Origin of the sequence: Leisingera sp. M658 (assembly GCF_025144145.1) — a bacterium.
In the GTDB taxonomy this organism is placed as follows: domain Bacteria; phylum Pseudomonadota; class Alphaproteobacteria; order Rhodobacterales; family Rhodobacteraceae; genus Leisingera.
Genome location: NZ_CP083546.1, coordinates 134,938 through 146,734, shown reverse-complemented (window position 1 = coordinate 146,734; position 11,797 = coordinate 134,938). Strand labels below are relative to the sequence as shown.

At 60.7% G+C, this 11,797-nt stretch carries 16 protein-coding genes; 4 read left to right on the top strand and 12 right to left on the bottom strand.

Translation table 11 applies throughout. From position 1 onward, the window contains the following. Positions 1-154 precede the first annotated feature (154 nt). Positions 155-1,363: a PLP-dependent aminotransferase family protein gene (locus tag K3724_RS00765; protein ID WP_259989171.1), complete on the bottom strand. Its 1,209-nt coding sequence runs from the start codon at positions 1,361-1,363 to the stop codon at positions 155-157. Between the two features lie 159 nt (positions 1,364-1,522). Between K3724_RS00765 and K3724_RS00760 the strand changes: the two genes are divergently transcribed. Further along, positions 1,523-2,293 (top strand): FadR/GntR family transcriptional regulator, encoded by a 771-nt coding sequence (locus tag K3724_RS00760; protein WP_259989169.1) that lies wholly within the window; start codon positions 1,523-1,525, stop codon positions 2,291-2,293. A gap of 37 nt (positions 2,294-2,330) precedes the next feature. On the opposite strand, the gene K3724_RS00755 is transcribed toward K3724_RS00760, so the two are convergent. From K3724_RS00755 to K3724_RS00725, 7 genes are all read right to left on the bottom strand, one after another. Continuing rightward, positions 2,331-2,888, bottom strand: coding sequence for a hypothetical protein (locus K3724_RS00755; RefSeq protein ID WP_259989167.1), 558 nt, complete (start codon positions 2,886-2,888; stop codon positions 2,331-2,333). 187 nt (positions 2,889-3,075) lie between these two features. Beyond that, complete coding sequence (locus K3724_RS00750) at positions 3,076-3,633, bottom strand: F0F1 ATP synthase subunit B (RefSeq protein ID WP_259989165.1); 558 nt, start codon at positions 3,631-3,633, stop codon at positions 3,076-3,078. 4 nt (positions 3,634-3,637) lie between these two features. Then, positions 3,638-4,186 (bottom strand): F0F1 ATP synthase subunit B', encoded by a 549-nt coding sequence (locus K3724_RS00745; RefSeq protein WP_259989163.1) that lies wholly within the window; start codon positions 4,184-4,186, stop codon positions 3,638-3,640. 88 nt (positions 4,187-4,274) lie between these two features. After that, a complete protein-coding gene (locus K3724_RS00740; protein WP_008205040.1) occupies positions 4,275-4,511 on the bottom strand; it encodes a F0F1 ATP synthase subunit C in 237 nt (78 codons plus the stop codon). 84 nt (positions 4,512-4,595) lie between these two features. Beyond that, positions 4,596-5,396 carry a F0F1 ATP synthase subunit A gene (locus K3724_RS00735; protein WP_129369298.1) on the bottom strand — a complete coding sequence of 267 codons (801 nt, stop codon included), beginning with the start codon at positions 5,394-5,396 and terminating at the stop codon, positions 4,596-4,598. A gap of 40 nt (positions 5,397-5,436) precedes the next feature. After that, entirely contained in the window at positions 5,437-5,781 is a 345-nt protein-coding gene (locus K3724_RS00730) for an AtpZ/AtpI family protein (protein WP_239032530.1), read from the bottom strand. A 193-nt stretch (positions 5,782-5,974) separates the two neighbouring features. Next, a complete protein-coding gene (locus tag K3724_RS00725; RefSeq protein ID WP_259992532.1) occupies positions 5,975-6,871 on the bottom strand; it encodes a DMT family transporter in 897 nt (298 codons plus the stop codon). Between the two features lie 89 nt (positions 6,872-6,960). Here K3724_RS00725 and K3724_RS00720 point away from each other — a divergent pair, with 89 nt between their 5' ends. After that, positions 6,961-7,305, top strand: a complete 345-nt coding sequence (locus tag K3724_RS00720) for a helix-turn-helix transcriptional regulator (RefSeq protein ID WP_259989154.1) — start codon at positions 6,961-6,963, stop codon at positions 7,303-7,305. On the opposite strand, the gene K3724_RS00715 is transcribed toward K3724_RS00720, so the two are convergent. From K3724_RS00715 to K3724_RS00705, 3 genes are all read right to left on the bottom strand, one after another. Next, a complete protein-coding gene (locus tag K3724_RS00715) occupies positions 7,302-7,712 on the bottom strand; it encodes a universal stress protein (RefSeq protein WP_259989152.1) in 411 nt (136 codons plus the stop codon). The two genes, K3724_RS00720 and K3724_RS00715, sit on opposite strands and share 4 nt — an antisense overlap. Positions 7,713-7,842: 130 nt before the next feature. Beyond that, complete coding sequence (locus tag K3724_RS00710) at positions 7,843-8,739, bottom strand: DMT family transporter (RefSeq protein WP_259989150.1); 897 nt, start codon at positions 8,737-8,739, stop codon at positions 7,843-7,845. Further along, a complete protein-coding gene (locus K3724_RS00705) occupies positions 8,736-9,614 on the bottom strand; it encodes a LysR family transcriptional regulator (RefSeq protein ID WP_237455866.1) in 879 nt (292 codons plus the stop codon). The genes K3724_RS00710 and K3724_RS00705 overlap by 4 nt, the downstream gene beginning before the upstream one ends. A gap of 126 nt (positions 9,615-9,740) precedes the next feature. On the opposite strand from K3724_RS00705, the gene K3724_RS00700 reads away from it, so the two are divergent. Both K3724_RS00700 and K3724_RS00695 read left to right on the top strand, forming a co-directional pair. After that, on the top strand, positions 9,741-10,322 hold the full coding sequence (locus tag K3724_RS00700) for an FMN-dependent NADH-azoreductase (protein ID WP_259989145.1): 582 nt from the start codon (positions 9,741-9,743) through the stop codon (positions 10,320-10,322). Positions 10,323-10,447: 125 nt separating this feature from the next. Continuing rightward, positions 10,448-11,200, top strand: a complete 753-nt coding sequence (locus K3724_RS00695) for an aspartate/glutamate racemase family protein (protein ID WP_259989142.1) — start codon at positions 10,448-10,450, stop codon at positions 11,198-11,200. Here the strand turns inward: K3724_RS00695 and K3724_RS00690 are convergent. Next, on the bottom strand, positions 11,197-11,724 hold the full coding sequence (locus K3724_RS00690; RefSeq protein ID WP_259989140.1) for a prolyl-tRNA synthetase associated domain-containing protein: 528 nt from the start codon (positions 11,722-11,724) through the stop codon (positions 11,197-11,199). The two genes, K3724_RS00695 and K3724_RS00690, sit on opposite strands and share 4 nt — an antisense overlap. Between the last annotated feature and the right edge of the window lie 73 nt (positions 11,725-11,797).

Genomic DNA, 11,797 nt, shown 5'->3' with positions numbered 1-11,797 from the left:
CGTGATTCCGGATCGAGAAAGTTCAACGGTTCCTATCGTGTGTGTCAACGCTCTGCATCCCCAAATCGGGGCGAATCTGCCTCAAACCACACCATATCTTGTGGATAACCCGCAGGATCCGGCGGTGTTTTGCCAAGCCGGGGGCAATCCGGCCTTAGACTGAGCCCAGCAGCCGCCCCAACCGGGCAATCCCGTCCTCAATCGCCGCATGGTTAGAGTTGGAAAAGCTCAACCGGATCGTGTTCTGACCGCTGCCATCGGCGAAAAATGCCTGCCCCGGGACAAAGGCCACCCTCGCCGTCTCCAAAGAACGGGCCAGCAACTGCGCCCCATCCATGCGGTCCGGCAGGGTCATCCACACGAACATGCCGCCCTCAGGCCGGGTCCAGCTGACGCCCTCCGGCATGTGCTCCTCCAGTGCCGCCAGCATGACGTCCCTGCGGCGTTGGTAGACCGCGTGCAGCTGCGCCACATGCGCATCGAAACGGGCCTCTGCAACGCCATGGACTGCCATCTGGTTGATTGTCGAACTATGCAGATCCGCCGCCTGCTTCAGCAGCACCATCTGCGAGATCACCGGCTTGGCCGCCACCGCCCAGCCGATCCGCAAACCCGGCGAAAGGGTCTTGCTGAACGAGCCGCAATAGATCGTCCGGCAGTCCTCGATCGAGCCCTTCTGTTCCAGCTCCAGCGCCAGAACCGGCGGCACCGGCTCCCCGTCATAGCGCAGCGACTGGTATGCCGCATCTTCGATGACGGCACACTTCAGGCTGTCAGCCAATTCCAGCAGCCGCAGCCGCCCGGCACGGTCCAGGGTCTCTCCGGTTGGGTTGGCAAAATCCGGCGACAGATAGGCGAATTTCACCGCGCTGCCCGCGTCCGCAGCACCCTCGGCATAACTTTCCACCGTTCGGTTGCCTTTCAAAGACAGCCGGTCATAACGTGGCTCATAGGCGTTGAAGGCTGCCAGCGCCCCCAAGTACGTAGGCCAGCCGACCAGTGCAGTATCCCCCGGCGACAGGAACAGCTTGCCGAGATAATCCAGCGCCTGCTGGGAGCCGGAGGTGATCAGCACATTGTCCGCATCACAGGCGATACCGATCTTCGCCATCTCCTCAACAATCCATTCACGCAGCGGCAGATATCCTTCGCTCACTGAATACTGCAGTGCCATGGCCTGCCGTTCCGGTGTCAGCGCATTCTTGAATGCTTCGGCAAATTCATCCGCCGGAAACAGTGCCGGGTCCGGGATGCCGCCAGCAAATGAGATGATATCCGGCTGGTCCAAGAGCTTCAGCAATTCGCGGATTTCCGACGCCTTCATCCGCGTGTTCCGGCTGGCAATGATCTGGTCGAACTGCATCCTGGCTCTCCTGGCTTGGGATCTGGTGCCACGGTAGGAGAGCGCGAAATAATGTCAATAATACTGACCTAATGTTACAGCCTTCGTGATCCCTGCCTGCCCTTGCAGCCCCTCCCCCCCCATGGTCATATGATTTGACCAATTCAGATGAGCCTCCGCATGCCATTTCAGAAAGTTCAGCCCGAAAAACTCTCCGCCTCCGTCGTTAAGCAGATCGAGCAGCTGATCCTGCGCGGCATCCTCTCACCTGGTGAACGGCTGCCTGCCGAACGGGAGCTGGCGGAGCGGCTGGGTGTCTCCCGCCCCTCCCTGCGTGATGCCATCGGCGAGTTGCAGGCGCGTGGGCTGCTTGCCTCCAAGGCAGGCTCCGGCGTGTTTGTGGGGGACGTTTTGGGATCGGCTTTTTCGCCGGCACTGATCCAGCTGTTCGCCACCCATGACGAGGCGGTGTTTGATTACCTCTCCTTCCGCCGCGACATGGAGGGGCTGGCCGCAGAGCGCGCCGCCCGGTTCGGGTCGGACTATGACCTGCAGGTGATCCAAACGATCTTTGACAAGATGGAGGCGGCCGGCAATCCCGCCGTGTCCGAGGAAGCGGCCCGGCTCGACGCTCAGTTCCACTCCGCTATCATGGACGCCAGCCACAACGTCATCATGCTGCATATGATGCGTTCGATGTTCGATCTGCTGCGCGAGGGGGTCTTCTACAACCGCCGGATCATGTTCCAGCAGCACACCACCTATGAGGCGCTGCTGGAGCAGCACCGCGCCATCAACGCCGCCCTGCAGGCCCGCGATCCGCAGGCTGCGCGGACGGCAGTGGAGATGCATCTGGACTATGTGAAGCAAGCCCTAACCGACCACCAGCGCGCCGAACGCAACGCCGAGGTGGCGCGGCAGCGGCTGGAGCATGAAACGGGGAAGGGGTGAATGCGGGTAGCAATTACCCCATTCATTCCGACGAAGATTAACTAACCTCGCACCTGTCCCACAGCGCTTGATCTCGTAGCCCGATCATTGCGCCGTAAACCATCTCGTCCAGACACTGAAATTTGTAGTTCTCTCTCAAAAACTCAGCATTCATGATGAGTACGCTTTTGCGCTTCACGTAAAATGGAACAGGGTGGAGCCGCATGCTTAGGCTTACACCTGAAAGCTTGGTCGTTTGACTTGGCAGTCTTCTCGCGATCTTGTCCGTTTCGATCCCCAACTGCAAAGCGACTTCGACGTTTCTAATTTCTGCGAAACCATCCAGAAGCAGCACCCAGATATCTACATCTTCAAAACTCCGCGGCTCCCTTGCAGTCAATTGCCCCTGCACATCGGACATCGTTTGCGAAAAAAGCGGCGGATTTGAATAGTATTCGCCGCCTTGCCAAAACACAAAGGTCGATGGGTTTAGTTTGCGTTCCCAGATCGCCAAACTGTTGAACTTCATTGATCCGAGGGCAAACAAAAATGTTGCTAGCAAAACTAGGAGATAAGCCCCTAAGAACCGCACTGCCCAAACTCGGAGATGTTTCATATCAATAGGTCCGTGTTGAAAACTGCCCGCGGCCAGTAATCGACAAAATTCGGCTGCAAGCAATTTGGCGCGGATTGAATAGTATCCGCAAGGCTGTGTTGGTAGAAACTTACCCCCAACAGCTGGCAAGACAAAAAAACCCGGCCGCTTGGGCCGGGTTTTTTAAACTCAACAGTGTCTGCCAAACTCAGTGCAGCTTGGCGTCCACATCCGCGATGGCGGCGTCGATCAGCTTGTTGGCCTCTGCGGCGGTCATCTGCTTGGAGATCACCTGATCCGCCGCAGAAACAGCGATTGTGATCGCCTGATCGCGCACTTCCTTCACAGCCGAGGCTTCCGCCGAAGCGATCTGCTCCTCGGCGGCCGCCAGACGGCGGGCAATGGAGGTTTGCAGATCCGCTTTTGCCTGTTCCGCTGCGCGGGCAGCTTCGTCACGGGCGGCGGCAACGATCTGATCTGCCTGGGCCTGAACTTCCTGCTGCTTACGCTCATAGGACGCCAGAACGGTCTGGGCCTCTTCACGCAGCGCGCGGGCTTCGTTCAGCTCCTTCTGGATACCTTCTGCACGGTTATCCAGCTGGCCTGCGAGCAGCGACGGCACTTTGGCAAACAGCAGAATGCCAACGAACAGCACGAAACCGAGACCCACAACCAGATTGGTGTTGGACAGGTCCAGGCCGCCGCCGGCAGCAAAGGCAGGCGAAGCTGCACCCAAGGTCAGGGCAAGGGCGAGAATATTGCGCATGTCCTTATCCTTTCGTCCGCTCGGCAACTGCCGCGGCAATTGCGTCTGCGTCTGCCGAACCGCCCAGTGCGCTTACCAGCGCCCCTGCGGTATCGGTGGCAACAGCCTTTACGCTTTCCAGCGCACCGGCCTTGATTTCAGCGATTGCCTTTTCGGACTCGGCGGCCTTGGCAGAGATCTGTTCGTCTGCTTTGGCAATTGCCTCGTCCAGCCCGGCCTGAATTTCCACACGTGTCTCAGCAACGATGCGCTGAGATTCGGCACGGGCATCTGCCAGAGCTTTGTTATATGCGTTTTCGGCCTCGACTGCCTTGGCTTTCAGGTCTTCAGCCGCGGCGAGGTCGTTGGTGATGGTCCCCTGACGCTCGGCCAGCACAGCCGCAATGCGGGGCAGCGCGACGCGCGACAGGATGAGGTAGATCACGACCAGAGCGACCGCGAGCCAGAAGATCTGGTTCCCGAAGGTCGAGAAGTCCAGCTGCGGCATACCCGGAGCAGACCCGTGCGCTGCGTCTGCGGCGCCGTGTGCTGCGTCTTGCGTATTAGATGCCATGTCGTCCTCCTTGGGAACTTGCCGTTACACCGGGCAGTGCGGATTTAGGCCGCACTGCCCGGCCGTAAGGAAATAGGTTCCTGAGGTCTTAGACGGCGAACATCAGCAGCAGAGCGACCAGGAACGAGAAGATGCCCAGTGCTTCTGCAAATGCGATGCCGATGAACAGGGTTGCGGTCTGGCCGGCGGCTGCCGACGGGTTGCGCAGTGCGCCTGCCAGGAAGTTGCCGGCAACGTGGCCCACACCGATTGCGGCTGCGCCGGAACCGATTGCTGCCAGGCCTGCGCCGATGAACTGACCGAGTTGTGCGATATCGCCTTCCATGAGTATTCTCCTTACGATGGAATGTGGTGATTTAGGGTCTGGGTGAACCGCCAGGCTCACCCGGTAAACTTGTCGATCCTGGCCTTAGTGGCTCGGGTGCAGCGCATCCTTCAGGTACACGCAGGTCAGGATGGTAAAGACGTAGGCCTGAATGAAGGCCACCAGAACTTCGAGTGCGTAAACCGCGGTGATGGCAAAAATCGGCAGGAAGCTGAACATGCCCAGTGCTGCGGCAAAGCCTGCGAACACTTTCAGAACCGCGTGGCCCGCCATTACGTTGCCTGCCAGACGGATGCTGTGGCTGACGGGGCGCACGAAGTAGGAAATCAGTTCGATGATGGCCAGGATCGGGCGCAGCGCCAGCGGCGCGCTCGACACCCAGAACAGGCCCAGGAAACCAGCGCCGTTCTTGACGAAACCAACGATGGTCACGGTGAAGAACACCAGCGCCGCCAGAACCGCGGTCACCGCGATGTGCGAGGTGGTGGTGAACGAGCCGGGGATCAGGCCCAGGAAGTTGGCCATCACGATGAACATGAACAGGGTCATGATGTAGGGGAAGAACTTGACGCCGTCCTTGCCGGCCACGTCCTCGACCATTTTGTAGATGAAGCCATAAGCCAGCTCCGCAACCGACTGGGCGCGGCCCGGCACGATGGCGCGGCGCGATGAGCCCATGACCAGCAGCGCAAACACCGCGGCTACAGCCAGCGCCATCCACAGGGTCACGTTGGTCGGGGTGTACCAGGAGATGTGATCGCCAAACAGTGCTGCCACGTTGAACTGATCCATCGGGTGGATTGCCAGCTTTGACTCCGCCGGGGCGAAAATCAGGCCGGATACCAGCACCAGCGCCAGCGCTGCGTAAAAGAAAATTTTGCCCATCGGTCCGCTTCTCCTGTCGCCGGCGTTTGATCCCGTCGGATCAGTCCCGGTCTTGCGCATTTTTCTTGGCCTCATCGGCCAGTTTCTGTTCCTGGATCTCCTGCGCGGTGCGAAGCATTGTCTTCACTCCAGCCGCAAGGCCCAGCATTACAAACAGCACCATGAAGATGGGCAGGGTTCCAAACAGAAGGTCCAGCCCGTATCCGATGCCAAAGCCGATCCCAAGACCGGCCACCAATTCAATCACCATCCGCCAGGCCTGATTGGCCATGGAATAGTGCTCATCCGCGCGCGGCTTGGGCTGTTGTGCCTTACGCGCCGCCGCGAGCTTCTCCTCCAGCTGCGCCATGCGCTGCTTTTGGTCGTCGTCGGTCACGGGCGCCATCCTCACGCGATTTCTATGAGGTTGCTAAGGCCATGGGGCTTAGGAGTCAATTACAAGGACAGAAGATTCAGAACGCCATCAAGTAGCTGATTTTTATATAATAATTTGATTTCGAGAAAAGCCGCGCCGCTCTGCCGCAGCAACCGCTAGCGCCAATCCACCCCAGTTTTCATATTCAACCAAAAGGTTGATTTTAGCGAATGGGCGGTTTTGCCATCCGCCAGCGCACAATCCGCCCGTCAATCAGCAACAATCCCAGCAGGATCGCTGCCATGCCCCACAGATGCTCTGCCAGCAGCTGCTCCTTCAGGATGTAGGTCCCCAGGAACAGCGCCGAAACCGGCGCGATCAGCGTCGGCAGGGTTATGTTGGTTGGTCCCACCTTGGGCAGCACCCAGTAAAAGGCGATGAATGCGGCCGAGGTCAGAACAAAACCGATGACAAACAAGGAGGCCCAGGTCTCTATCCGCGTCACATGCGGCAGGCCTTCGCTCCAGATAGCCAGCGGTGCAATCGCCGCGGTGGCCCCGGTCAGAGCAATCGCCACCAGCACCACCGGCTCCATGTCCCGGAAACTGCGCGCGAAATTGACCGAAAACGCATAACACAAGGGTGCGCACAGGGTGATCAAAACCGCCCAGATCTCCGACGACCGGCCGCTTTCCAGCAGAGGCAGCGACAGCAGCACGATACCAAGGAACCCGCAGACCACCCCTAGTGACTTCAACCCGGTTGCGCGCTCGCCGCCGGGCCAGAAATGGGAGACAACCACTGCCAGCGCCGGCGTGGTCGCATTGACAATCCCGGCCACACCGCTGGCGATATGCTGCTGGCCCAGCGCGTAAAAGGCAAACGGCCCGGCATAGCTGAGCACCCCGAAGCCAAACAGCGCCAGCCAGCGCCCAGGCTCTGCCGGCACCCGCTTGCGCGCCGCCAGCACATAGATCCAGCAGCCCAACGCGCCAAATCCGACCCGCCCCATCGACACCGACAACGGTCCCAGTTCGCGCAGCAGAATGGCATTGAACATGAACGACATGCCCCAGCCGATGCCGAGAATGAATATCACCAGCCAGTATTTCAATGCCATGCCATCAATCCCCGTGCGCTTGAAGGGCGCCACCATGACGGTTCAGAACAGATTGTCAAACTGCCGGACGATGGGTAGGAGTATCAGGCATGAGCGACCCTCTCGACACTGTCTTTGCGGCCTTGGCCGACCCGACCCGCCGGGCGATCCTCACCATGCTGTTGGAGGACGATATGGCGGTGACCGATGTGGCGGAACCGTTCGAGATGTCGCTGGCAGCAATTTCAAAACACTTGGTGATCCTGACCCGTGCAGGCCTGATCGCGCAGGAAAAGCATGGCCGGGTCAAATGGTGCAAGCTGCAACCGGATGCCATGGGCGCAGCCTCGGTCTGGATGCAGGGCTTCGGCCAGTTCGAACCGGTCAATCTGGATGCCTTTGAACGCTTTCTGGAGGCCGAGCATCTGGCCGAGGACGCCCAGCCGGACCCCTAGCGCACCACAAATACCGAGGCTTCGGAATGCAGCACCAGATGGCTGGCGTGGGACGAAAACACATAGTCCAGAATTCCAGGCATATGGGTGCCCATCACAACCAGATCCACCTCCAGCTCCTTAGCGGTCCGGGGCAGGATGGAGTCGATCTCTGATCCGACATCCACCGAATAGACCGGCAGCCCCTCAACCCTTGCACCGGTCTGCGCCGCCATCTTGCTTGCCAGATCCGCCAGTTCATCACCTGACGGCCCTACTGTATGCCCGCGCTTGACCTGCTGATCCGTCACATGCACCAGCGTTACGCGCGAGCTGTGATTTTTGGCAAAGTCCGCCGCCACATCCAGGGCTTTCTTGACCGATGCGGGCATGTGCAGATCAACGGGCACCATGATATGCTTGAACATTACTCCCTCCTCTATCCGAAGAGTCCCTCAGGACCAGTATAGCGGAAAACAAGGGAATTGCGTTGACCTGCCGCAAGCGGCGGCGAAGGGCCGCCGGAGGGCACGCCCGTTGCGGTCAAGCCCGTTGCGTTCAGGCTGTGACCCGCGACCGCGCCCCTTCCAGCAGCATCACCAGCGCAACCACCGACATCGCCACCCCGATCAGCACCAGGCCCGGCGGCGCGCCGCGGCCCAGCGCGATCTCCCACAGGATCACCCAGCTGGGGGTGAGATAGGTATAGGCCATCACCTTGGCCGAGGGCAGCCGCATCGCCGCATATTGCAGCAGCACAAAGGTGGCCGAGCTGGCACAGACCGCCAGATAGAACAGGCCGATCCAGACGATACCGGGCAGCTGGGCCCAATTGGTGGCCAGAATGTCCTGCCAGCCGAACACCGCCAGCAGCGCACCGCCCGCCAGCAGCATCCCGAAGGTAAAGACCACCGCCGGCTCGCCCCGGTTCAGCTTGCGCACCATCGGCGTATAGATCGCATGCAGCACGCAGCCCCAGAAATAGATGATCTCGCCCTGGCCGATCTCGAATGCCGCCAAGGCGCCCGGATCACCGCGCACGATCACCCAGACCGCGCCTGCCGCGCCAATCGCCAGCGCCAGTCCCATCCAGCCGGTAGTGATCTGCCGCAGCAGCAGCCAGCCAAACACGGCGCTCATCACCGGCACCAGCGTGAACACCGCTGCGGCACTGAACGGCGCCGCTGTCTGCAGCCCGTAGAACATCAGCACGAAATAGCCGCCGAACAGCCCGCCCAGCACCGCAAACCGCCAGGGCGCCCGGAAATGCACCCGCCGCAGCCCGGTGGTGGCCAACGCCGCGACACCGATCACCACAGCGGCAATACCAAACCGCGCCGCATTCAAGGCCGCTGGTGCAATCTCGTTGGCGACCATGACACCCAGCGAGAAAGACCCCGCCACCAGTGCCGAAAACAACAGCATCGCCAGATGCCCGCGCAGTGCCTCGCTCACAGCTGCCAGTCCTTTACCTGCTCCTTGAGGAACGTCAGGAACGCCTGCACCTTGGTGGTCCGGTGCAGATCCACATGGGTCACCAGCCACAATGCGCCTTCCCAGTCTTCCTGCGGCGGCATCATCTCCACCAGATCCGGTTGCCGCCGCGCCTCCCAGGCCGCCATAAAGCCAATCCCGGCACCGCTGCGGACCGCCGACTTCAGGGTAAAGCCATCGGTACAGCGAAAGGCGATGGCCTCAGCCGGCGCATTGGCCCGCAACCAGCGGGAAAACGGCGCCCTGCTGCTCTCATCGTCCTGACCGACAAACCGGTGATTGGGAATATCCTCGACACCCTTCAGCATTCCGTATTCTTCGGCATAAGCCTTTGAGGCATAGAGCCCGATCTGCTGTTTCATGAAAGGCTGCACCACATTGTCGGGCTGATCCGGTGCATTGCCTGCGCGGATCGCCACATGCGCCTCACCATACTCCAGCCGGAACAGCCGGTCACCGGTCAGGTAACGGATAATCAGCCCCGGATGCATATCCTGAAACAGCTTCAACGCCGGCACCATCATCGGTGCAAAGGACGCCAGCGAGGTCACAACCAGCTCCCCCGAGACATCGTCGCCCTGCCCTTTCAGCCGCCCGACCAGCTGACTGAACTGGTCATCGGTCGCCTGCGCCACCCGCAGCAAGTCCTGACCCGATTCCGTCGGGGTATAGCCGCGGGCATGACGCTGAAAAAGCTTAACGCCCAGCCGCGCCTCGATCGCATCGATATGCCGGATCACCGTCGCGTGATGCACGCCCAGCACCTCGGCGGCACCGCTGACCGTGCCCATGCGGGCCACTTGATAGGCGGTGCGGACTTCGTCCCAATTATCCATGGCGGCCTCCTTGCCGGCGAAATAGCGATTTTTGCAAAAACGCACAATTCATGTGATTAAAGCGGCATTGCGTTCGAAAATGCAATAACCCAAATTCCTGTCAGCAACAAGCACAGGAATACTGTAATGACCCGTACCATCCTTCATATCGACTCCTCCGCCCGCACCGACGGCTCCGTTTCCCGCGATCTTTCGGCGCAGATCACCAGCCGCCTTGGCGCCTCCCATGTGATCCGCCGCGATCTGGCTGCGCCGCTGCCGCTGCTGGACGGCGCCTGGATCGGGGCCAACTTCACCCCGGCAGACCAGCGCAGCGATGAACAAAAGCAGCTGCTGGCCCTTTCCGACTCGCTGGTGGAGGAACTGAAACAGGCCGATACCATCGTGATCGGCACGCCGATCTACAACTTCTCGGTGCCGTCCACACTCAAGGCCTGGATTGACCTGGTGGCTCGCGTGGGCGTCACCTTCCGCTATGAGGAAACCGGTCCCGTCGGCCTGTTGGAAGGCAAGCGCGCCATCATCGCAGTGGCCTCTGGAGGCACTCAGGCGGGCTCTGACATAGATTTTGCCACCACCTATCTGCGCCACGTGCTGGGCTTCATCGGCATCACCGAGGTTGAGATCGTTGCCGCCGACGCCCTGATGGTTAACGCTGACAGTGCCCTGGCCAAGGCAAAAACCCAGATCGAAGCGCTGGCGGCCTGATCCCCTCCGCCTCGCGCACCCGCCGTCAGCCCCCCCCCCCCCGGCTGGCGGCATTTTTACGTTTGGCAGCCCGTGGCCGCCATGCCACTCTGCCCGCACCCGCATTTCTAAACACAGGCATTTCCATGAAGAAGATCGGCATCCTCGGCGGCGTCGGCTGGGCCTCTACCGTCGATTACTACCGCGCCATCTGCGAAGGCGCCGGAGCGTTCTTTGCAGCCCGCGGCGCGGGCTCACCGCTGCCGGTGCCGCCGATCACCATCGAATCCGTAGTACAGGCACAAACCCGTGCCTTGCGCGGCCGGCCGGGGGATGAGGCCAGCTGGGCCGGTTTCGACGCCGTCTTCCGCGAAGCGATGCTGACGCTGGAACGGGCAGGCTGCGACTTTGCCATCATAGCCTCCAACACCCCGCACGCCCGGCTGCATGCGATCCGCGAGGGGGTGGTGATGCCGGTCCTCAGCATCTTCGACGCAACCGCAGAGGCCGCAGCGCAAACTGGTGCCATCCAGGCGTTGGTGCTGGGCACCGCCGTCACTATGCAGGACCGCAACTATGCCCATGTGCTCGCCGCACATGGGATCAGTGCGAACGATACCCTGCCGCAGGACGAAATCGCAGAGATGCAGGCGATGATCGACGAGAACTTCTATGGCGGTGCGGCCAGTGGCGCACAGGACCGCCTGCTGCGGTTCTGTAAGAAACACGCCGAACCCGGCACCGCCATTCTGCTGGCCTGCACCGAACTGCCGCTGGCCTTCCCCGATCACATCGACGACGTCAGTTTCGAGGCCGGCGGCTTCCTGTTCGTGAACCCCTCTGCCGCCCATGTCGCCGCCGCGCTAGACCTAGCGCTGGCAGAGGAAAAGGCCGGCTAGACCCAGTTCACTTCGACCCCGGCCTTTGCAAAGAATGCCATCACATCGGCGCGTTTCATCGCCACAGTGCGGTCATTGACCAGCGGGTGCATATAGATCACATCCGCTTCCTGTGCAGTGGCGTCCATATAGAAGGTGACGCCCTTCTCCGCGCCGGTGATCATCGCCAGCGGGCTGACCGCGCCGGGGTGGATGCCAAGGTTCTCCAGCAGCCGGTCAGCTGAGCCGAACGACAGGTTGCCGATGCCCAGCTCAGCGCCCAGCGCCTTCAGGTCGATCTCCCTGTCCTGCTGCAGCGTCACCAGATAGTTCCGCTTTTTCTTATCGCGCAGATACAGGTTCTTCAGCCGCAGCGCGTTTTCGCCCGGCACCATGAACTGCTCCTCGACACCCTTGGCGTCCTCTACCGTGCGCAGCGGCACATGGGTATGCAGCTGATAGGCGATGCCCCAGTCATCCAGCTGCTTCAGCAGCGCATCCGAAGAGACAGGCAGGCTGTCCTGATAGGTTGATGAGGCGTCCATGGCGTGCTCCGCGAAATCAGTGTCGAATTGCAGAGCAGATCACGCAAAACAGCAGCGGGGCGCAAGAGGTGTT